Source organism: Acinetobacter sp. ANC 4862 (assembly GCF_004336635.1).
In the GTDB taxonomy this organism is placed as follows: Bacteria; Pseudomonadota; Gammaproteobacteria; order Pseudomonadales; family Moraxellaceae; genus Acinetobacter.
In genome coordinates, this window is record NZ_SJXH01000015.1 from 24,731 (window position 1) to 45,423 (window position 20,693).

The 20,693-nt window shown below is 41.2% G+C and carries 20 protein-coding genes and 1 tRNA gene; 7 read left to right on the forward strand and 14 right to left on the reverse strand.

The window, feature by feature from the left end:
* The first annotated feature begins 237 nt into the window (after positions 1 to 237).
* The 4 genes from mutS to E0409_RS08355 all read left to right on the forward strand — a co-directional run bounded on the left by mutS (position 238) and on the right by E0409_RS08355 (position 5,066).
* Entirely contained in the window at positions 238 to 2,874 is a 2,637-nt protein-coding gene (gene mutS / locus E0409_RS08340; protein WP_131289629.1) for a DNA mismatch repair protein MutS, read from the forward strand.
* A 205-nt stretch (positions 2,875 to 3,079) separates the two neighbouring features.
* Positions 3,080 to 3,403: a ferredoxin FdxA gene (fdxA, locus tag E0409_RS08345; RefSeq protein WP_067724492.1), complete on the forward strand. Its 324-nt coding sequence runs from the start codon at positions 3,080 to 3,082 to the stop codon at positions 3,401 to 3,403.
* Between the two features lie 142 nt (positions 3,404 to 3,545).
* Positions 3,546 to 4,268 carry a D-Ala-D-Ala carboxypeptidase family metallohydrolase gene (locus E0409_RS08350; protein ID WP_131289631.1) on the forward strand — a complete coding sequence of 241 codons (723 nt, stop codon included), beginning with the start codon at positions 3,546 to 3,548 and terminating at the stop codon, positions 4,266 to 4,268.
* A 132-nt stretch (positions 4,269 to 4,400) separates the two neighbouring features.
* On the forward strand, positions 4,401 to 5,066 hold the full coding sequence (locus tag E0409_RS08355; RefSeq protein WP_131289701.1) for an O-methyltransferase: 666 nt from the start codon (positions 4,401 to 4,403) through the stop codon (positions 5,064 to 5,066).
* A gap of 143 nt (positions 5,067 to 5,209) precedes the next feature.
* Here the strand turns inward: E0409_RS08355 and E0409_RS08360 are convergent, their stop codons facing one another.
* From E0409_RS08360 to E0409_RS08410, 11 genes are all read right to left on the reverse strand, one after another.
* Positions 5,210 to 6,052 carry a universal stress protein gene (locus E0409_RS08360; protein WP_131289633.1) on the reverse strand — a complete coding sequence of 281 codons (843 nt, stop codon included), beginning with the start codon at positions 6,050 to 6,052 and terminating at the stop codon, positions 5,210 to 5,212.
* A 138-nt stretch (positions 6,053 to 6,190) separates the two neighbouring features.
* The gene (locus E0409_RS08365) at positions 6,191 to 6,808 is read right to left on the reverse strand and encodes a DapH/DapD/GlmU-related protein (RefSeq protein ID WP_131289635.1); all 618 of its coding nucleotides are present in this window, start codon (positions 6,806 to 6,808) and stop codon (positions 6,191 to 6,193) included.
* Positions 6,801 to 7,400: an IMPACT family protein gene (locus E0409_RS08370; RefSeq protein ID WP_131289637.1), complete on the reverse strand. Its 600-nt coding sequence runs from the start codon at positions 7,398 to 7,400 to the stop codon at positions 6,801 to 6,803. The genes E0409_RS08365 and E0409_RS08370 overlap by 8 nt, the downstream gene beginning before the upstream one ends.
* Positions 7,401 to 7,508: 108 nt before the next feature.
* The gene (locus E0409_RS08375) at positions 7,509 to 8,699 is read right to left on the reverse strand and encodes a beta-barrel domain-containing protein (RefSeq protein WP_131289639.1); all 1,191 of its coding nucleotides are present in this window, start codon (positions 8,697 to 8,699) and stop codon (positions 7,509 to 7,511) included.
* Positions 8,696 to 10,834 (reverse strand): type I secretion system permease/ATPase, encoded by a 2,139-nt coding sequence (locus E0409_RS08380; protein ID WP_131289641.1) that lies wholly within the window; start codon positions 10,832 to 10,834, stop codon positions 8,696 to 8,698. Before E0409_RS08380 ends, E0409_RS08375 begins: the two co-directional genes overlap by 4 nt.
* Positions 10,831 to 12,378 (reverse strand): TolC family protein, encoded by a 1,548-nt coding sequence (locus E0409_RS08385; RefSeq protein WP_502699808.1) that lies wholly within the window; start codon positions 12,376 to 12,378, stop codon positions 10,831 to 10,833. Before E0409_RS08385 ends, E0409_RS08380 begins: the two co-directional genes overlap by 4 nt.
* Positions 12,379 to 12,539: 161 nt before the next feature.
* Positions 12,540 to 13,286, reverse strand: coding sequence for an LPS export ABC transporter ATP-binding protein (gene lptB / locus E0409_RS08390; protein WP_131289645.1), 747 nt, complete (start codon positions 13,284 to 13,286; stop codon positions 12,540 to 12,542).
* On the reverse strand, positions 13,286 to 13,852 hold the full coding sequence (gene lptA / locus E0409_RS08395; RefSeq protein WP_131289647.1) for a lipopolysaccharide transport periplasmic protein LptA: 567 nt from the start codon (positions 13,850 to 13,852) through the stop codon (positions 13,286 to 13,288). The genes lptB and lptA overlap by 1 nt, the downstream gene beginning before the upstream one ends.
* Positions 13,836 to 14,384 carry an LPS export ABC transporter periplasmic protein LptC gene (gene lptC / locus E0409_RS08400; RefSeq protein WP_131289649.1) on the reverse strand — a complete coding sequence of 183 codons (549 nt, stop codon included), beginning with the start codon at positions 14,382 to 14,384 and terminating at the stop codon, positions 13,836 to 13,838. Before lptC ends, lptA begins: the two co-directional genes overlap by 17 nt.
* A gap of 41 nt (positions 14,385 to 14,425) precedes the next feature.
* Positions 14,426 to 14,965 carry a KdsC family phosphatase gene (locus E0409_RS08405; RefSeq protein ID WP_131289651.1) on the reverse strand — a complete coding sequence of 180 codons (540 nt, stop codon included), beginning with the start codon at positions 14,963 to 14,965 and terminating at the stop codon, positions 14,426 to 14,428.
* Positions 14,966 to 14,968: 3 nt separating this feature from the next.
* Entirely contained in the window at positions 14,969 to 15,946 is a 978-nt protein-coding gene (locus E0409_RS08410; protein ID WP_131289653.1) for a KpsF/GutQ family sugar-phosphate isomerase, read from the reverse strand.
* A 214-nt stretch (positions 15,947 to 16,160) separates the two neighbouring features.
* Here E0409_RS08410 and cysS point away from each other — a divergent pair, with 214 nt between their 5' ends.
* The 3 genes from cysS (at position 16,161) to E0409_RS08425 (ending at position 18,491) form a co-directional block, all read left to right on the forward strand.
* A complete protein-coding gene (gene cysS / locus E0409_RS08415; protein WP_131289655.1) occupies positions 16,161 to 17,582 on the forward strand; it encodes a cysteine--tRNA ligase in 1,422 nt (473 codons plus the stop codon).
* Between the two features lie 63 nt (positions 17,583 to 17,645).
* Positions 17,646 to 17,721, forward strand: a tRNA-Gly gene (locus tag E0409_RS08420).
* A 383-nt stretch (positions 17,722 to 18,104) separates the two neighbouring features.
* Positions 18,105 to 18,491, forward strand: coding sequence for a carboxymuconolactone decarboxylase family protein (locus tag E0409_RS08425; RefSeq protein ID WP_131289657.1), 387 nt, complete (start codon positions 18,105 to 18,107; stop codon positions 18,489 to 18,491).
* 63 nt (positions 18,492 to 18,554) lie between these two features.
* Here E0409_RS08425 and E0409_RS08430 read toward each other — a convergent pair whose 3' ends face one another.
* The 3 genes from E0409_RS08430 to modA are packed head-to-tail and all read right to left on the reverse strand — an operon-like array spanning position 18,555 to position 20,680.
* Entirely contained in the window at positions 18,555 to 19,214 is a 660-nt protein-coding gene (locus E0409_RS08430; RefSeq protein WP_131289659.1) for an ATP-binding cassette domain-containing protein, read from the reverse strand.
* A 1-nt stretch (position 19,215) separates the two neighbouring features.
* The gene (modB, locus tag E0409_RS08435; RefSeq protein WP_131289661.1) at positions 19,216 to 19,899 is read right to left on the reverse strand and encodes a molybdate ABC transporter permease subunit; all 684 of its coding nucleotides are present in this window, start codon (positions 19,897 to 19,899) and stop codon (positions 19,216 to 19,218) included.
* A 16-nt stretch (positions 19,900 to 19,915) separates the two neighbouring features.
* On the reverse strand, positions 19,916 to 20,680 hold the full coding sequence (modA, locus tag E0409_RS08440; protein WP_131289663.1) for a molybdate ABC transporter substrate-binding protein: 765 nt from the start codon (positions 20,678 to 20,680) through the stop codon (positions 19,916 to 19,918).
* Positions 20,681 to 20,693: the final 13 nt, after the last annotated feature.

The following is a 20,693-nucleotide window of genomic DNA, read 5'->3' on the forward strand; positions in this document are numbered from 1 at the left end:
TAATTTTTACGTAATTATTGCAAAGCATTTTTCTCTGCTCATGCAAATTTGATAAGATAAGCCACTCGAATGAAGTGAAGTTTTTTGATCGACACGACTTGCCAGAAAATTAAAAAATATAAGACCTGAATGTCTTACTGGTAAATAAACTTCTCTTCATGCAAAAAATTGAAATTGGTGAGACAGCCAAGTTTTTAGCGATCTAGATTTATTCAAATATTTAAGGATTTTACCTCAATGAGTTACCCGGAAATCATGGCTGATCTTTCCACTTTAACGCCAATGATGCAGCAATATTTAACTGTAAAAATGCAGCATCCTCACTCACTCATGTTTTACCGTATGGGTGACTTTTATGAGTTGTTTTTTGATGATGCGCATAAAGCTGCAAAATTACTGGGGATTACATTAACCCATCGTGGCAAAGCCAATGGTGAACCGATTCCTATGGCGGGCGTACCTTACCATGCAGCTGAAGGTTATTTGGCACGTTTGGTCAAGAAAGGCGAAACCGTCGTCATTTGTGAACAGCTGGGTGAAGTTACCGGTAAAGGCCCTGTGGAACGCGGTGTAGTCCGAATCATTACGCCCGGTACACTGACAGATGATGCGCTGCTTAACAGTCATCAATCTTCCAATTTGGTCGCGCTTTGCATTCAACAAAATCAAATTGGTATTGCATTGTTGGATTTAAGCGCAGGTATTTTCAAGGTTCAACAACAAGACTTCCAACACGAGCAACTGGCAATTGAGCTTTCCCGCTTAATGCCAAGCGAGATTCTGGTGGATGAAGATATTGTTGATCCCAATATTATTGAACAAATCAAAAAGCAGCTCGAGTGCCCTGTCACCAAGCGTCCGAATGTCGATTTCAACGTCAATAATGCTCAAAAAACCTTATGTGATCAGTTGGCCGTATCGACACTGTCTGGTTTTGGTATTGATCATTTGCCACTAGCAAAAGCCTCTGCAGCAGCACTGATTCACTATGCCAAAGAAACCCAAAAAACAGCTTTACCACATATCCGTTCCATTCAACTGGAACAAAGCAGTGACTTTATTGCCTTAGATCCAGTCACGCGTCGCAATTTAGAGTTAATAGAGCCATTGTTTGATCATGGGACATCGTTGTTTCAACTGATCAATGACTGTCAAACTGCGATGGGTGGACGTTTACTCAGTCGCACCTTAATGCAGCCGCTACGTGATACCAAATTACTGGATGCTCGCCTGGATGCAACGGCAGCGATGCTGAATGGCTATCATGAATCACCGATTCGCCTGGTACTGAAAGATATTAGTGATATTGAACGTGTGCTGAGCCGTATTGCTTTAGGCAGCGCACGTCCACGTGATTTGGTGCAACTGCGTCAAGCCTGTGCGCAAATTCCTTTATTACGTCATGCCATTCAGCCGATTACTCAAGCCAAGCAATCTACATTAATTCAGCAATTAGATCATGAATTGGGTGATTTTAAGGGACTGTACCAACGCCTGATGTCGGCCATTGTTGAACATCCTCCAGTATTACTTCGTGATGGTAATGTCATTGCAGAAGGTTTTGACAGTGAACTGGATGAACTGCGTAAAATTCGTGATCATGCAGGTCAGTTCCTGATTGATTTGGAAATCCAAGAGCGTGAAAACACTGGGGTTTCAACACTTAAAATTGGTTATAACCGGGTTAGTGGCTACTATATTGAACTGACTCGCGCACAAGCAGATCAGGCACCGGATCATTACATTCGTCGCCAGACTTTAAAAAATGCAGAACGCTATATCACGCCAGAACTCAAGTCTTTTGAAGATAAAGTGTTATCCAGTGAATCACGTGCGCTGGCGCGTGAAAAAATGCTGTTTGAAATGCTGCTGGATGAATTACGCCAAGACATCGGCAATTTACAAATGATGAGCAGCGCGATTGCACAAATTGACATGTTGGCCAACTTTGCCCATCAGGCACGTTTACGCAACTGGTCACGTCCCGAATTTAGCCCTGAAATCGGGGTAAAAATTGTAGCCGGTCGCCACCCTGTGGTTGAAGCATTGAGCAAAACTGCCTTTACCCCAAATGATACCACTTTAGACTTTAACCACCGTATGGCCATTGTCACGGGACCAAATATGGGTGGTAAATCCACTTTTATGCGTCAAACCGCACTGATTACCCTATTGGCCTATTGTGGCTGCTATGTCCCTGCAAAATCTGCGGTGTTAGGTCCAATTGATCGGGTGTTTACCCGTATTGGCTCCGCGGATGATTTATCGACTGGTAAATCGACCTTTATGGTGGAGATGACCGAAACCTCACAGATTCTGCATCATGCCACCAACCAGTCTTTGGTATTGATGGATGAAGTAGGCCGTGGTACCAGTACCTATGATGGCTTATCTTTGGCTTGGGCCTGTGTGATTGACTTAAGCAAACGGATTAAATGCCTGTGCTTATTTGCGACCCATTATTTTGAACTCACTGAACTGGGCAAAGAATCGGGCATCGATAACTACCATGTCACCGCCAAGGAATTAAATGGAAATTTAATTCTGTTACACAAAGTTCAGCATGGCCCTGCAAGCCAAAGTCATGGTCTGCAAGTGGCAAAACTAGCCGGGATTCCTGCCAGCGTGATTAAAGAAGCACAAAATCGTTTAAAGATTTTGGAAAAACAGCAACATCAGCAACTGAATAAAGCGGTGCAAAATGACTTATTTAGTATGCCGGATGAGTCATCCATTGAAGTGATTGAACGTATTGTTGAAGTGGAGAAAGATGTGCCTGCGCTGAATCTATTAAGAGCTTTAGATGTCGATAGTCTTTCACCACGTGAAGCACTACAACAAATTTATGCTTTGAAAGATGCCCTAGATGCTTAATTTAAAACCATCATGAATAAGTCAAAGACTCCTAAATAGGAGTCTTTTTCATTTAGATGCCATATTTAACGCTATATTCATTTTTTATCAAAATTAACAGCCTTATATATAACAAATATCAATAAAAGCAATTGTTAGTTACCTGCATTTTTGCCTAAAATACAGCAAGAGTAATTAGAACCATATTTTTTAGGTAGCTGTCGCCATGACCTTTGTTGTCACTGAAAATTGTATTAAATGTAAATACCAAGACTGCGTAGAAGTTTGTCCAGTGGATTGTTTCTACGAAGGTCCAAACTTCCTCGTCATCAACCCTGATGAATGTATTGACTGCGCACTATGCGAACCTGAATGTCCTGCGAATGCTATTTTCTCTGAAGATGAGTTACCGGAAGGTCAAGAAGTCTTTATTGAACTGAATACCGAACTTTCACAAAAATGGCCGAATATCACCCAGATCGGTGATCAACCTGCCGATCGTGAAGAATGGAATGGCAAACCTGACAAGTTACAATACTTGGAAAAATAAAACTGTTTTTCACTTCAAAAAAGATCAGCACCTGCTGATCTTTTTTTATACTTAAAAAAACATTTGATTGCAATATTTTCAAATTTTATCCTTTAAATTATATTAAAATAGCGAATGTATTTATAAATATTTGATTTCTATAATGAAGCATTTTCTCAAGGGATTAATCGGGTTCGGTTTAATCCCACTTGTCATGATTGGATGTGCTACATCTCCTCAGAAACAAGGACGTACGACCACGACTCCCGACGGAAAACGGATCTTCATTCCCCAAGAACGCATCATCATTGAACGCCCTGTCCCGCCTAAAACGGTTCCGTATGCTTACAATGCTTGGGTTGCTACAAGCGATAACTTACGACGCGTGCGTGAATATGAAGTGTTTCTTGAACAAAATGGTGTCGGCAATATCATTCCAAGTTTTGAATTGATGCGTACCGCACGGGATTGGCAAAAATGTTCCCGTTCACAATACATGATTCCAAACCGTGAATTGTGGCACAATCAAATTTCAACTTTGCGCGTATTTAAATATCTGGTTGCCGCCAAAGTGCTTACCGATTTTGAAGTCACTTCGGTTTATCGTGATTTACCACTGAATCAGTGTGCTGGCGGTGCAAATTCATCACGTCATTTGTTTAATTCGGCTATCGATTTTCGTATTGGACCTGCATACCCTCATGCTGAAGACTATGCCTTTATCGAAAATACCAAATTTAAATTATGCGAATTCTGGTCGCAACATGGTCAAAGCCTGAATATGGGGCTTGGACTGTATGCTTCAGGACAAATCCATATTGATACCCAAGGTTATCGTACTTGGGGACCTGATCTGTCACGTCATTCATCGATGTGTAATTACTAAAAGCAAATTCGGATAAAAAAGAGATCTTGGTGATCTCTTTTTTATTGCCTATTTTCAATAAATCTAAACGATAAATTGCACTCTGATTGGAAAAGTTTAAAATGCTTGCAACGCAACAAAGGTGATGAAACTATGCAACAAATGTGGACAGAGATTGATGCTTACATCGATTCACATTTAATTCCAGAAGACCCGATTCTTCTACAGACTTTAAAAAACACTGAAGAAAAAGGCTTTCCAGATCACCTTGCAGTAGCGCCCAATCAAGGCATGCTGCTGCAAATGCTCATTCAGATGAACAAGTGTAAGCGTGTACTGGAACTGGGTACTTTTGCAGCCTACAGCACCATGTGGCTGGCTCGTGCGCTCCCTGAAGATGGTTATATCTTAACGATTGAAGGTCGAGATACACACGCAGCATTGGCTCAGGAAAATATCGACAATGCCAAACTTCCACAAACGATTGATCTGAAAGTGGGACGTGCAGCTGATGTATTAAAAGCCTTGCCTGCCGACTTTAAACCTTTCGATTTTATCTTTATTGATGCTGATAAACAGAGTTACCCGGAATATTTAGAATTAAGCTTGGACTTGTCTCATTCAGGAACCATTATTGTGCTCGATAATGTCATTCGTGCGGGCGATATCATCAATCCTGAAAATCACAAACCCAGCATTGAAGGTATCCGGGAGATGTTTGTCGCTTTACAAAACCATCCCCGAATCTTGTCCTGTACAGCATTGCAGACTGTAGGCAGTAAGGGTCATGATGGCTTTGCTTTAGCATTAGTGAAATAATTTGACACAAAGATCAAAAAACAATCGCATTGTTTTTTTATTTATTTATTAGTGATTTACACAGACTGTCCATATAGTTATCCACAAGTTATGCGGATAACTATGGCTAATATTTAATCACCACTTATAAGCAATGCTTTTGCTTATTTTACCACCAACAACGGTACAGTTGAATTTCGGAAAATAGTGGTTGCCACGCTGCCCAAAAAGAACTGGTGAATTTTACTGTGACTAAATGCACCGAGTACAATCAGTTGTATCTCATGTTCAATCTGGTATTCAAGTATATTTTCAGCAACATCGCCATAACGATATTCCATCACCACATCAAGCCCGGCATCACGTAAATATTGTGCAGGTTCATTCAATATTTCTGGATGATCGCCGACATAGAGCACATGACACTGTAGCAATTTTAACAAATCACTTTGTGCAATTCGTTTCATCAAATTAACGCAGGTAGGCGAATATTCATAGGCAAAAATAAATTGTGTTGGTGGCTGGAATTTTTCACCCACTGTCATTACGGTACAATTTACCCCACGAATAAAGTTTTCAACATTACTCCCAATTGGTTTATTCCGCTCTGCAGAGCGTTCCCCTACTCGACCAATAATAGCAATGTCGTCATCTCTAAGCACATTAAAACTTTGCTCTAAAAAATCTCCTTTTTCCTGAAGATGCGAGGCAGTTAAACCGTACTTTTGCTGAATCATTTCGGTAATATGATTAAGTAGATTATTACTATAATTTAGTGCCAATTCGCTTTGTTTTTGTTCAAGCTCAGCTAGTTCTTTCAGTAACATTGCATTACTTTCAAAACCAATCACACCACTTATTTCCCCCAAGTGATAACTGGCCGGATAATAATCTAAAACCTGTAATAACACCAATTGACGTTGGGTCTGCTTTGCAATCCATGCTGCAGCTTCAGCAACTGCATTCACGCACGGTGAAGAATCAATACAAGCGATTACACGTTTCATTTTATTTTCGCCTCACTTTTCGCCATGAAAGGCTTTAAGTCTATTTGTTATTTTTAACTTAGCATATCTCTTACAGACTGTGCATGCTTTTATGTAATTAAACTTACTCGGCAATTCATATTAATTTTATTGAATTTTTTAATCGCGATAACGAATAAATTTTGCAGGATTACCCGCAACAATAGCTGCTTTTTCTACATCTTTTGTGACCATACTATTCATGCCAACCACGGCATGCGATCCAATACTTATGCCATCCTTCACCCCCACATGTGCACCGAGCCAAACATCCTGACCAATCTCGATTCCCTTAGAACGTACCGCTTGCTGGTAAATCGGCTGTTCCAGTTGCATACCATGGTCAAAGGCATACAAATGACAATACGCAGCGATACGGACCTGATCATGCAGCTTGATGCCCATACGTCCACCATCAAGAATGCAATGATGGTTAATCGCAACTTCATTACCTATTTCCAAGGGTCCATGCAAAGTACAATCTGCCGCAATAAAGGTATTATCGCCAATCACAATTTTCCGGCCCGGCTCGGCAAAAATATGCGCCAGGGGTGAAATAAAACAGTTTTCACCAATCTCGACCGTTTCCATTTGCATTAAATAAGCCTGATATTCTTTTTGCCATGCTTCAGCCCAAGCCCGATTTTTCGGCTTTAATGACCAATATAACCACGGCATATAGTTCAAACGGCGCTTGTGCTGTTCACGATATTTTAACAGCGGATCTTGTTCAGTCATCCAGTAGCTCTTCTACAATTTTGAGTTGTTCACGACCGCGCGTCACATCCTGAATTTTCAAGGATAAGGGTTCAATTTGGTGAATTTGTAGCAAGGCTTCGACCTGTACCCCAGTCGCGGTATAGTCTTCTTTAAATTCGATGTGCTGTTGATTGAGTTCGTATTGAAAAATCGACCACTCATTAAACTGACAGGCAAAACTGACTTTTTTCTTTTCAATCAGTTCAATTTTTTCAGCCAGCAATAAACATTGCCCTGCACAGCCTCCATAGGCGCGAACCAGACCGCCAGTGCCCAGTTTAATACCACCATACCAGCGATTCACCAAAACCAGAATATTGGTCAAATCATTGCCTTCAATGGTGGCTAGAATCGGTCTTCCCGCAGTTCCGGATGGCTCGCCATCATCATTAAAACGGACATTGTGCCCAATTTTCCATGCCCAACATTGATGTGTGGTGGTGATATCTTTATGGGTCTCCAAAAAATCCTTGACCGCCTGTTCATTTTCGACAGGCACAGCAATGGCTTGAAAGCGACTTTTTTTGATGTCTTCTTCGAAACTAACTTGTGAGGCAATCGTAAATGGCATAAATCTAACAATAAAAAAATCACGGTAAAATTATAACGTGTTTTAAAGCATCTGCAGACAATAAAAAGCCTCCTATAAGAAGGAGGCTTTAGGTTTTCAATTTTTTAATTAGCGTTCACGTAATGCTTCTTGAGCTTTATTGAATGGTTTGATCAGGTAATCCAGTACTGATTTTTGTCCAGTTTTAATATCCACTGTAGCCACCATACCGGGAGTAATGCTGAATTGCTTACTGGCTTTATTGGTTAATTTATCGGTATTGGTCCGAATATAAACGCGGTAATAGAACTGGTCCTGCTTGACTTCATCACGTATGGTATCTGGCGAAATAGTGGTGACCTTGCCTTGTAATCCACCATAAATAGAATAGTCGTAAGCTGTGATTTTAACCAAAGCTTCCTGACCGGGATGAATAAATGCAATATCGCGCGGTAAAATTCGAGCTTCAATCAATAGCTGTTCATCCAAAGGAACGATAGTCATCAGCTTGCCATTTTGAGGAATAACCCCGCCAATGGTCATCACATCAATTTCCTTGACGATCCCTCGCATGGGTGCCTTGAAAACCGTACGGCTTAAAGTATCCGACTTTCCTCTCACCACTTGTTGCTGTGTTTCGACATCTGTATTGGCTTTGGATAATTCTTCACGTGACTTCACATCATACTGATTGCGAATATCATTCATTTGATTACGAAGATTATTGGCTTCACGTTTTAGACGTAAAACTTCCACTTCACTTGCAGCACCCTTAGCCACAAGCGGTTCGGTCATGCTCAGTTCCTGCTCAATCAAACTTAAAGCCTGACGCAAACCCGCCAACGATTCATCCAGATTGGCACGGCGTGAATGATAAAGTGCGGTTTCTTCCTGCACCAGTTTACTGTCTTTTAAAACTTCCTTAGGAAAAGAAATCGGTGTTCCGTTCACTTCAGCTCTTAAACGTGCTGAAGCGGCACGTGAAGACATCAGCAATGAAGCGGATTCTCCGACATTGGATTCAAATCGAGTCGGATCGAGTTGAGCCAGAATCTGACCCTGTTTGACAATTTCTCCTTCACGAACATTTAACTTGGTTAAAATACCGCCTTCAAGTGACTGAATGGTTTGCTCTTTTGAGGAAGGTACCACTTTACCCGTCCCGGTAGAAACTTCTTCAAGTTTAAAGAACCATGCCCAGAGCAATAAGGTGAGTAAACCCAGACAAATCATCCAAATGAATAAACTGGCTTTGGGTAAAGGCGGTTCAAGCTCAGTGACTTTGATGGTACTTTTTAAATTCTGGGATTTAGCGCTCATGAATTAGCTCCTGCAACCTGACGTTGCTGTGGCTGATTTTGATTAAGAATCTGATCACGAGGTCCATCCATCACAATCTTGCCATCATTCACCACAATAATTCGGTCTACCAGTTCCAGTACTGCACGACGATGCGTTGCAACAATCATGGTACGTTGACCTAGCCATAATTTCAGATGATCAATCAACTGTTTTTCTGACACATCATCAATCGATGCTGTCGGTTCATCTAGCAACAGAATATTCGGCTGACGAATCAGTAAACGTGCCAGTAAAAGCGCCTGTTTCTGCCCACCAGAAAAGCCAACACCCCCTTCAAGAATCATATGATCCAGGCCTTCTTTTTTCTCCTGCACAAAGTGAATTGCACCGGTAATTTTCAAGGCATTCAATATTTCTTCATCACTGGCTAGAGGAGCGCCAAGCATCAAGTTTTCACGCACCGAACCAAAAAACAAATGCGCATTCTGATTCAGCAACGCCATATCACGGCGTACATCTGAGGGATCGACTAAACCCAGTTCAACACCATCCAGTTTGATTTTGCCCTGAACAGGGGTTTGCATGCCGGACAATAATTGCAGTAGTGTCGATTTACCTGCCCCATTACGTCCAAGAATTGCAATCTTTTCACCCGGTCTGATTTCCAGCTTTGGAATCATCAGGCTTGGTTTTGGATCATCTTCGCCATACTTAAAGGTCACCCTAGTTAACTCATAATGACCATTCAGTGCCGGACGATGAATCAAATGGGCATGATCCGGTTGATCCACCGGTTTTTTCATTAATTCATCCAGTCCATTTTTAGCTACTTTGGCTGGCTGCCAGCGCCCTAGCACACCGGTAATTTGCGCAATTGGAGCAAGCATACGTGAAGACAACATCGAACAGGCCACCAAAGCCCCGGTGGTCATGTCTCCCTTCATCACCGCAAAACAGCCCACAAGTACTACAATTGCAAAGGTCAAACCTTGAATTTTCTGGGTCCAGGCATTCATGACCCCCACGATTTTACGTTGACGCATTGAAACATCCGCCGATGATTCATTCATGTGATTCCACTGGTTCTGGAATCTTGCTTCCGCACGTAATAGCTTGATGTCTTCAATGCCTTGTACTGCTTCAACCAGCATGGCATTACGAATTGCACCTTCGCGCATCCCTTCATTGGCGAGTTTTGCCAAAGGTTTTTGGGCCAGAATGCCCGGCAGAATCATTAAAGGCACAACCAGTAGCATCACCCAGAACAGGTTGCCACCAATCAGCCAGAAAATTCCCAAAAAAAGTAGAAAGAAAGGTAAATCGGCAATCGCTGAAATGGTGGTGGATGTCACCAGTTCACGTACACCTTCAAGCTCACGAATCTGTGAAATAAATGTCCCGGTAGATTTCGATCGTTCACTGTTTTTAATTCTTAAAGCATGTCCAAAAACCCGGTCAGAAATTCTTAGATCTGCACGCTTACCAATAATATCCGACAGATAAATTCGGGCGACACGTAGACTAAACTCAAAAATGGCAGCAATCAGCACACCACCAGCCAGTACCCATAAAGTTGGTATCGATTGTGCCGGAATGACCCGATCATAAACGTTCATGGAAAAAATAACCGTCGCCAGGGCCAGAATATTGGCAATCATGGAGCCAAACATCACATCGATATAACGTTTCCAGTCACGTAATACAATCGACCAGAACCAGCTGCTTTCATAAGGTTTGATGTATTCATCTACCCGTGCATCTGGCACGGATTTTTCGGGTCGAAGAATATAAACATGCCGAATATTGGACTGCAGCACATTTAGCGTTAATGTCTGTGCAAGCCCTTGATCACCACTCAGCTGGATATTGGCATTCCCTTCAGCGTCGACCTTTTCAACAACCCCGACCTGACCATCATGAAATTCCACCACCACAGGTAAACGCCACGGATTGATTAAATCTGTACTGAATGCAGATTTACGCCAACTCATACCAACCTGACGGGTAATCAATACCATGATGTCATCAACACTCTGGTTGGGATTCCAGTCAAGCTGTAAACGGATACGTTCTTCAGAGGGTTCTATACGATAATGTTTGGCAATCGTGAGTACCGCTTGAAGCCACGGCTGATAATTATTTTTATTATTCATGGCTGAATCTCGAACCCCTGAATTGGAATATTATTAAGATCATAGAGATCACGCGAACGTCCGGTCACAGCAATGTATCGCACAATTGCATCATAAATGTCGTAACGTGCATTTTCGATTTCCTGCGCTGCACTGTGAATAGACTGTTCTGCATTGAGTAAGTCAACCGCTGACCGCGTACCCAGTTTATATTGTTCTTGATAAAGCTCTCGGGTACGAATGGTGGTTTCCTTACGCGCAATAAGAATACTCATCAGACGTTGTTTATTTTCAATTTCTTCACGTAATAGTCGGACTTCATCTAGCACATCCAGATAGACTGAATTCACTTTTGCCTTTGCGGCCTCTTCTGCATAACTGACAGCACGTGTTTGTGACTTTATTGCCCCGCCCTGATACAAATTACTGGAGGCTTCTAACATGATGGAGTCATACAAACCATCATCTTCATTATTATTTGGATTACGGCCATTCACAGCCTGACTGAGTGAACCTTTCACACTCAGGACGGGATAGTTACTTAATTTTAATTGTTGCTTTTGAAATTTGGCAATGTCGACCTCTGCCTGTGCAGAAATCATGCTCGGAATTTTATTAAATTCTGGATCACGGTATAAATCGGAATCCCTCACTACACGCTCTGGAATAGACCAGCCCAGACCTGTCACATCCGCGCCCAATAAGGTACGTAATTTCTGTTGAAACTTTTTCAGCTGAGTTTGTTGCACCACTAAATTGGCCTGTGCAGCTTCTAAATTTGCACGTGCCTGAATGGGATCAGCCTGGGTAATGATCCCCGCCTTTGCTCTTAAATTGGTAATTTCAGCAATGCGTGAAATGCCGCTAATCTGCTGCTGTGCAATTTGGGTCATTTCCTGATAGCGCTTAATATTCACAATGGCATTGGCAGTGTCATAAGCCACACTATCTATGCCGACTAAAACCTCAGCCTGTTCAGCTACAAGCTTTGCCTGTTGAATATCCACCCCACTTTTAACCTTGCCAAAATCGTATAGCATTTGCGTGGCATTCAGGCCAATAAGTTGGCGTCCACGTTCACCAGAGCTCAAGTCTCCAGTAGATATCCCTCCTGAAATTTGTGGATAGTAGCCAGATTTGGCAACAGCAATATAAGCATCCTGTCCAGCTAAAACTGAAATACGTTGTGAAATATCTGGACTGCGCTGTAATGCCCGAAGGATGGTTTCATTGAAGCTTAACTGGCTAACCGGTTGATACATCGGTTGATTTTTAGAAAAAGGCCGTGTGCGATCCGAACCTGATATGAGAGCAAATTCCTGGACTTTAGAGGTATCCACTTGAAAGTTACTTAGGGCGTCAATATCTGCCTTATTGTAGTTTTCATCTGATTTCGGAACAAAAATTTGGCTCATTCCAGACTTGAGCGACTGCATGAACTCTTTTGAACTGTCTGCATGGGCATAGCTTATTGATAGAGATAGACTGCATATCAAACCCTGCATGCTTCTCAGCAATAACTTTTGACACAAACTTATATTGTTGTTTTGATTCTTTAGCATCATTTGAATGATAATTTTTATTTTATGAATATTTAACGCATGTCGTAAAAAATACGTCTATTTTTGTAATGTAATTCTTATTTTTAATACTTATTACATACAAAGATGATCTTGTCATTTATTTATAACAAAATCATCTTTTATTTTGATTATTTTTTAAACTTTTAAACCGTAAAATCTTCACCTAAATACACTTCACGCACTGTTTCATTTTCCAGTACTTCTTGTGGTGTTCCTTCTGCAATTACTGCACCTTCACTGACAATATATGCTCGCTCACAAATCGCAAGTGTTTCTCGTACGTTATGATCGGTAATCAGTACACCAATTCCGCGGTCTTTAAGTTCACGGATAATATCCTTGATGTCCGCTACAGAAATAGGATCGACCCCCGCGAAAGGTTCATCCAGCAGCATGAACTTGGGATCAGCAGCTAAAGCACGGGCAATTTCTGCACGACGACGTTCACCACCCGAAACGCTCATCCCCAACGAATCTTTAATATGAGTGATTTTAAAATCAGCCAGCAATTCATTTAAACGCTGTTGGCGTTGCTGTTTGTTTAAGTCCTTACGCGTTTCAAGAATCGCCATAATATTTTCAGAAATGGTCAATTTTCTAAAAATAGACGCTTCTTGAGGTAAATAACCAATCCCTTTACGAGCCCGTTCATGCATGGCCAAATCAGACAAATCAAGATCATCCAAATGAATCTCGCCTTTATCCATTCGAACCAAACCAACCACCATATAGAAACTTGTGGTTTTACCTGCACCATTGGGTCCAAGTAAGCCGACAATCTGACCACTTTGCATCTGGAAAGAAACGTCCTTAACCACCCATCGTTTACTATAGTTTTTTGCCAGATGTTTAATACAAAGCGTTTGTGGTTGATTTAGCGACTGATCCATTAATCACGTGCTCCCGGGAACGATTTTGAGCTAGAAGGTGGAATTACAATTTGAACACGGCCTGATGAAGAACCTGTGCTATTTGGCGTACCTGTAGCCTCAATATCACCCTTATTCATACTATATTTCAAAGTATTACCGCGAATACTTGCACCATCTTGCTCTAACAGTGCGCTGCCAGACAAAGTGATAATGCCAGTTTGCGCATTATAAACAATCTTCTGTGCTTGTCCTTTCGCTAAACCTTTATTGACATCAACTTTTTGCTGAAAACGTGCAGGTCCGCCTGTCGCAGTAATCGTGCTGATTTCTTTTTGACTATTCAGATTGGCCACAATCGAATTGGCTTGCAATTTCATGGTGCCTTGCTCGATGATGACATTACCCGTATAGGTGGTCACCCCAGTTTTTTCATTATAGGTTGCACGGTCAGCCACCAGTGAGATGGGCAGATTTCTGTCAGAAGGAATTGCAAATGCCGTTGCCGATGATAATACAACCAAACCGACTAAAGCTGCTTGCTGAAGCAAGGATTTAGACAATGTAAGCTTAAGATTTTGGTTCATATTTTCCTCGAATATTAAAAAATTCGTATTGACCGTCATTTAAATTGGCTTTCAAACCTTGGCTTACAAATTCAGCTTGCGGAGATTGCACAATGACTTGTTTATTGGTTTCAATTTCACGAGTTTTAGGATATCCCGTTAACTCTTGGGTTCGAAACTGCATTTTCCCCTGTTGCAGTAACTTGATCGCCAACACGTCTCCAGACAAAACAATGCGCTCATTATCATCATAACCATTTGCAACTTTGGCATAGAAAGTGGCATCGACTACGCCATTTTTATACAGGGAAGCATTGAGATTGGTCAGTTTTGAGGTTTGTTTTTGCATGTCCTGTTCCATGCGATCGACCTGAGCACGAACATACAAATTACCGTCATCATCGGTTTGGGTGAGATTAATTTTTTCAGCCGAATAGGTCATACTCCTTGCTGAATCAACCTCAAGTTTATTGCCCTTACCGCTGTAATAGTAGTAACCACCACTTATAGCTGCAATTGCTATAGCAGTTACGTATAAAACTTTTGTATCCATAAGTGTGGTACTTAACTCAAATTCAATGAATTATTTAACTATTAATGTGGGACAGCGGTATATTTTTCAAGAAGCGTTTCGTAAGCCCCTTTAGCCATCAAAATCATATCGCAGATTTCACGTACCGCCCCACGACCACCCATTGCCTGAGTGACCAGATCTGCACGACGTCGCACTTCCACATGACCATTCGGCACAGTGACTTTCATACCGGCAATGGCAAATGCAGAAAGATCAGGCCAATCGTCGCCCATATATAAACAGTCTTCTGGTGCAACATTCAATTGTGCACAGGCTTCGCGTAATGCGGTGCCCTTATCTTCACGACCTTGAAAAACCAGGTCTACACCCAAGGCAGACATACGCTTTTCAACAATATTGCTTGTACGTCCAGTAATGATAATGACTTTGACACCCGCTTGCTGTACAAGTTTCATGCCTAAACCATCACGAATATCAAATGATTTAATTTCATCGCCTGTATTGGTCAATGTCACAAAACCATCACTTAAAATACCGTCGACATCCAGAACCAAAGCTTCAATATGACGTGCCTGTTCCAATAAAATATAAGATGCCATTTATTAATTTACCCCAGCTTGAATCAAGTCATGCATGCTAATCACACCAATGACTTTATTTAGATCATTTACCACAACAAATTGATTGATTTTCTTTTCGTTCATGCACTCTAGAGCTTCAACCGCACGAGCTTCTTGCGAAATGGTTAAAGGATTCTTGGTCATCACTTCCGATACCACCAAGCTCACATCAAAACCTTGTTGCTTATCAATTAAACGACGTAAATCTCCATCGGTAAAAATACCGAGCAGAACATCATTTTGATCCACAATTGTGGTTAAACCTAGGCGTTTGTTTGAAATTTCGTATAAAACCTGATTCATTGGTGTATCTGGAGAGACTTTTGGTAATTCTGTACCTGTATGCATCAAGTGTTTGACATGCAGTAATAGACGTTTACCCAAAGCACCTGCCGGATGTGACATGGCAAAATCATCAGCAGTAAAGCCACGTGCATCGAGTAAGGCAACGGCTAAAGCATCGCCCAATGCCAAAGTTGCCGTAGTACTTGAAGTTGGTGCTAAACCTAGAGGACAAGCCTCTTGGAGATTACCCAAGGTTAAAGCCACGTCTGCATTTTGTGGCATCGGTCCTTTGTCATCACCACTAATGGTAATTAATGGTATTTCCAGGCGCTTGATTAAAGGCATGAGCATCATGATTTCATCACTCTTGCCCGAGTTAGAAATAGCGATGAGCACATCGCCAGGAACCAACATGCCTAAATCGCCATGCCCAGCTTCACCCGGATGCATAAAGAAAGATGGTGTGCCGGTTGAAGCAAAGGTTGCCGCCATTTTACGACCAATATGACCTGACTTCCCCATTCCGGTAATGACTAATCGCCCTCGACACCGCAAAATGATTTCACATGCATGGCTAAAACGTTCATCGATTTGCGTCGCCAATATTTCTAGCGCTTGTTCTTCTATACGCAAAGTTTCTAGTGCAACTTTTTGAAAGTCTATTTGGTTTGGCATATTTGGTGGGTTCAAAGTAGGTTTACCTTAACTCTATAAAAGAGTGACTCTATTCAAGCAAAAATAATTTTCGCAATTTTATCATATCTATGCAAATGTCACGTTTCTAAATGTACAACTTTTCACAAGCTTATAAAAAAAGCGCATAAAACTTTATGAAAAATAGTGCTTACGTTATGATGAAGCATCTTTTTATTTAGCATTTTGAAGACTTATGCAGCCATTTGTTCTATACAACTCAGAGCAACGTAAAAAAGTTGAATTTGTTCCGCGTGTCGAGGGACATATCGATATGTATGTTTGCGGTATGACAGTTTATGATTACTGTCATATTGGACATGCTCGGGTCATGGTTGCATTTGACTACATTATCCGCTTCTTGCGCAGTCAAGGCTGGAAGGTAAAATACGTTCGTAATATTACTGATATTGACGACAAAATTATCAAACGTGCCAATGAAAATGGTGAAAGCATTACCGCATTGACCGATCGTTTCATTCAAGCGATGAATGACGATGCTGAAAATTTGGGTTGCCTAGCTCCTGATGAAGCACCGCGTGCCACTGACTATATTGATCAGATGCAAAATATGATCGGTAATTTAGTCAATAAAGGTACAGCTTATCCTTCTAGCAATGGCGATGTTTATTTCCAGGTTGAAAAATTTGCCAAATACGGTCGTTTGTCTGGTCGTAAACTGGAAGATATGCAAGCTGGGGCATCGGAACGCATCGATGTTGAAGTCGAAAAGAAACATCCGTTTGACTTTGTACTTTGGAAACATGCCAAAGAAAATGAACCGTCATGGGCTTCACCTTGGGGTAATGGTCGTCCAGGTTGGCATATTGAATGTTCAGCCATGTCGACTTGCTGCCTAGGCAACCACTTTGATATTCATGGTGGCGGTTCCGACTTGATGTTTCCGCATCATGAAAACGAAATTGCACAAAGTGAAGCTTCGACTGATGAACAATATGTAAATTACTGGATGCATGTTGGTTTTATTAATGTCGATGGTGAAAAAATGTCTAAATCTTTAGGCAACTTCTTTACTATTCGTGATGTGATGGATAAATTTCATCCTGAAGTGATCCGTTACTTTATTGTCTCTTCGCACTACCGCAGTCCAGTCAACTTCTCCGATACAGCGTTGAAAGAAGCGAAAAATACCCTTTCTCGCTTCTATCATTCATTTAAAGCTTATCAAGCAGTGTATGGTGAAAAAACCGTTGAAACTTTAGATGAAACTTTGGTTGAGCGTTTTAATGCAGCAATGCGTGATGACTTTAATACATCCGAAGCGATTGCAGTATTGTTCGAAATCAATAAAGAACTCAACCGTGCCGTAAAAGATGAAAACCAGGAACAGGCAACGGTTTACTATTCAACTTTACGTCACCTCACCAATATTCTTGGATTAGTTCAACACAATGTGGATGATTTCTTAAAGTCTGATATTGGTCAGGAAGCTTTAGGCTTAACAACAGAACAAATTGAAGATTTGATTCAACAACGTAAAGATGCGAAAAAAGCCAAAGAATTCGCCAAGGCCGATGAAATTCGTCAGTCTTTACTCGATCAAGGTGTGGTTTTGGAAGATACACGCCAAGGCACCATTTGGCGTCGTGCTGATTAATTGACCACTTGTAAGCATAGAGAGTTGACAGTTTCATTAAATTCTCTATAATTCACAACCATTGCGGGAATAGCTCAGTTGGTAGAGCATAACCTTGCCAAGGTTGGGGTCGGGAGTTCGAGTCTCCTTTCCCGCTCCAGAATACGAAGAAGCCCTGATCACTGATCAGGGCTTTTTTTATATCCTTATTTTATAACTTTAACCTCAATCCTTGATTTCTACTTTTTATCTCAAATTACTTATCTGAACAAAACACTATTAAATAGTGACCACATAAAATCCCAAATCAAAATTTAGATTTCATTTTTTAAAATATTTTTATAAAAATAAATCTCTTATAAAAACATATTTCCACAAATCACAAATTTTATTATAAACATTCAATTATTCATCGAAGTATGAATCGTAGCGAAGTTACTGCAATTACAATCGAACTACGACCATAAACCAATACGCATTGAAGTCATTCAGACATAAACTTTAATCACTTCTTTTTTATAGACGTTGAAAGAGTAAAAAAATATGTCACAACAAGATTTTGAAAATGGTTTAAAAGTTCGTACTGAAGTGATGGGTGAATCTTTTGTAAAACGTGCACAAGATAATACTGTGCCATTTACTCAACCTTTGCAGGACTGGATTAATGAACATGCCTGGGGTTCAACTTGGCAACGTGAAGGCGTACTCCCCCGCAAATACCGTTCACTAATTACCATTGCATTTTTAACTGCTCAAAAAAGCCCAACCGAACTTAAGGGACATGTCCGTGGTGCACTGAATAACGGTGCAACAGTAGAAGAAATTCAGGAAGTGTTATTACACAGCTTGCCATACTGTGGGGCTCCTGCCACTCAGGAAGCCTTCCGTGCTGCACTTGAAGTCATCAATGAATATCAAAAACCTGAATAATATCATTTGATGTTTATTGAAATAGCTTATGCTTAACGCTTAGGCTATTTCCCTTTTAGAGGTTTAACTTGTTTCAAGCTTTGGCATAGTCTGCAATCGCCCCTGATTTAATTGTACAGTTTCCGCTTCCAGATATGCTAATTCTTCTAAATGATGAGTCACATATATCATCGGCAAATCCAGCTCATCTTTAAGCCGTTTTAAAAACGGTAAAATTTGCTGCTTTAGATGTGTATCTAGACCTGTTAAAGGCTCATCTAGCAACAATAAATTTGGTGAAGACAATAAAGCCCTCCCAATCGACACCCGCTGTGCTTCCCCACCCGAAAGCTGATGAGCTTTACGGTAAATTAAAGGGCTTAATTCCAGTAATTCCACCACTTCTTCAAACTGGAATTTTCGTTCCGGTTTGGCTACTAATTTTTCTGCATAACGTAGATTCTGCTGCACATTCATATGTGGAAACAGCATGGCATTCTGAAAAATTAAGGCGATCTTGCGTTGATGCATTGGTACATAAATATTCTGCTGACTATCTACCAACATGTGCTGATTAAACTGAATATAGCCCTGATAAGGTTGCAGCAGCCCAACAATATTTTTTAGCAATGTGCTTTTACCACTTCCCGATACCCCGACAATGCCTAACAACTGCCGCTGCATTTCCAGTTCAATGTTTAGGCTAAAATCAGCCTGCTGATATTGAAAATCACATTTCAACATATTAGCCTCCCAATTTCCGTTGATATTTTTGCAGAATAAAATAATTGGCAATTAAGGCTAAAAATGCCAGACCCAAAGATAAAACCACCAACCGCATGGCAAATTCTTCACCATCGGGTTGTTGCAGAAATGAATAGATCGCGATAGGAATGGTGCGGGTTTCATCTGGAATGTTGCCAACAAAAGTAATGGTGGCACCAAACTCTCCCAGACTTCGGCTAAAACACAGGATGCTCCCGATCAGCATACCAGGCAGTGCCAAAGGCAGGCTAATACTGCAAAACACTCTGAACGGACTTGCGCCTAATGAACCGGCCACATGTTCCAATTGCCGATTAATCAATTGAAAAGAGAGACGAATTGGCTGCACCATCAAGGGAAAAGCTACAATCATCGAAGCCAGTACTGCTCCCTTCCAGTTAAATGCCAGTTCAATCCCCATTGCATTCAGATATCGTCCAATCCAGCCTTTATTACCGAACAGGATCAACAGCAAATAGCCCAAAACTACAGGTGGCAAGACCATCGGCAATTGCAAACACGCTTCGACCAAAAATTTCAGTCTGAATTCATGGCGTGCCAAAGTCCAGGCCAAGGCCACTGCAAACGGTAAACAGATGACCGTTGCCCATAAGGCCACTTTTGCCGAAAGATATAAAGCACTCAGTTCTTCGGGACTGAACATGTCTTGGCGATCCCCCCTATAAGTGACTCATGCGAAATCCGTATTTTTGAAAAATACTTTTTGCCTGTGGACTGCTTTTTATAAATTTTTCAAATTGAATAGCCTCTGCATTTTTTTCACCCTGCTTGGTCAAGGCAATCGGATAAATAATCGGATGATGCGAATCTGCCGGGAAGGTTCCAATAATTTTCACTTTCTGGCTGATGAGTGCATCGGTTTTATAGACTATGCCTACCTCACATTCACCACGTTCGACAAAAGCCAAGGCTGAACGGACATCATCTGTCCCGACAATGCGACCTTTTAGACGCTCTAACCAATTTAATTTAATCAGGCTTTGTTTGGCATATTTACCCGCAGGAACGGATTCCATTTGCCCAGTACAGAGATGTCCTTTAAAAGATTGCGCAAAATTAAACCCGGATTGCGCTTTAAAAGGAATATTGAGATTTTTTGGACTGATCACCACCAACTGGTTAAACAATAAGGGCTTGGCGCTGTTTTGATGAATAAGGTTCTTTTTGATCAGGTAATTCATCCAGTCCAGATCTGCCGAAAAAAAGATGTCACTGCTGGCTCCTGCTTCTACCTGTTTCGCAAGCGCTGATGAAGCCCCATAGACTGGTACAAGATTGGTTTTGGGATACTGCTTTTGATAGATTTTTTTAAGATCAGTGATAGCATTGGTCAAACTGGCAGCAGCATAAATTTTGACTGTTTCAGCATGTGCAACTGAAAGTGAAGCTGCTAGATATACTGAAAAAAACAGGGATTTTTTCATAATTCATTCGCCC

What these genes read in the sequence shown, in the direction of transcription:
- mutS (WP_131289629.1), top strand. Translation starts at nt 238, where the DNA reads ATGAGTTACCCGGAAATCATGGCTGATCTTTCCACTTTAACGCCAATG.
- fdxA (WP_067724492.1), top strand. Translation starts at nt 3,080, where the DNA reads ATGACCTTTGTTGTCACTGAAAATTGTATTAAATGTAAATACCAAGAC.
- E0409_RS08350 (WP_131289631.1), top strand. Translation starts at nt 3,546, where the DNA reads ATGAAGCATTTTCTCAAGGGATTAATCGGGTTCGGTTTAATCCCACTT.
- E0409_RS08355 (WP_131289701.1), top strand. Translation starts at nt 4,401, where the DNA reads ATGCAACAAATGTGGACAGAGATTGATGCTTACATCGATTCACATTTA.
- E0409_RS08360 (WP_131289633.1), bottom strand. Translation starts at nt 6,052, where the DNA reads ATGAAACGTGTAATCGCTTGTATTGATTCTTCACCGTGCGTGAATGCA.
- E0409_RS08365 (WP_131289635.1), bottom strand. Translation starts at nt 6,808, where the DNA reads ATGACTGAACAAGATCCGCTGTTAAAATATCGTGAACAGCACAAGCGC.
- E0409_RS08370 (WP_131289637.1), bottom strand. Translation starts at nt 7,400, where the DNA reads ATGCCATTTACGATTGCCTCACAAGTTAGTTTCGAAGAAGACATCAAA.
- E0409_RS08375 (WP_131289639.1), bottom strand. Translation starts at nt 8,699, where the DNA reads ATGAGCGCTAAATCCCAGAATTTAAAAAGTACCATCAAAGTCACTGAG.
- E0409_RS08380 (WP_131289641.1), bottom strand. Translation starts at nt 10,834, where the DNA reads ATGAATAATAAAAATAATTATCAGCCGTGGCTTCAAGCGGTACTCACG.
- E0409_RS08385 (WP_502699808.1), bottom strand. Translation starts at nt 12,378, where the DNA reads ATGATGCTAAAGAATCAAAACAACAATATAAGTTTGTGTCAAAAGTTA.
- lptB (WP_131289645.1), bottom strand. Translation starts at nt 13,286, where the DNA reads ATGGATCAGTCGCTAAATCAACCACAAACGCTTTGTATTAAACATCTG.
- lptA (WP_131289647.1), bottom strand. Translation starts at nt 13,852, where the DNA reads ATGAACCAAAATCTTAAGCTTACATTGTCTAAATCCTTGCTTCAGCAA.
- lptC (WP_131289649.1), bottom strand. Translation starts at nt 14,384, where the DNA reads ATGGATACAAAAGTTTTATACGTAACTGCTATAGCAATTGCAGCTATA.
- E0409_RS08405 (WP_131289651.1), bottom strand. Translation starts at nt 14,965, where the DNA reads ATGGCATCTTATATTTTATTGGAACAGGCACGTCATATTGAAGCTTTG.
- E0409_RS08410 (WP_131289653.1), bottom strand. Translation starts at nt 15,946, where the DNA reads ATGCCAAACCAAATAGACTTTCAAAAAGTTGCACTAGAAACTTTGCGT.
- cysS (WP_131289655.1), top strand. Translation starts at nt 16,161, where the DNA reads ATGCAGCCATTTGTTCTATACAACTCAGAGCAACGTAAAAAAGTTGAA.
- E0409_RS08425 (WP_131289657.1), top strand. Translation starts at nt 18,105, where the DNA reads ATGTCACAACAAGATTTTGAAAATGGTTTAAAAGTTCGTACTGAAGTG.
- E0409_RS08430 (WP_131289659.1), bottom strand. Translation starts at nt 19,214, where the DNA reads ATGTTGAAATGTGATTTTCAATATCAGCAGGCTGATTTTAGCCTAAAC.
- modB (WP_131289661.1), bottom strand. Translation starts at nt 19,899, where the DNA reads ATGTTCAGTCCCGAAGAACTGAGTGCTTTATATCTTTCGGCAAAAGTG.
- modA (WP_131289663.1), bottom strand. Translation starts at nt 20,680, where the DNA reads ATGAAAAAATCCCTGTTTTTTTCAGTATATCTAGCAGCTTCACTTTCA.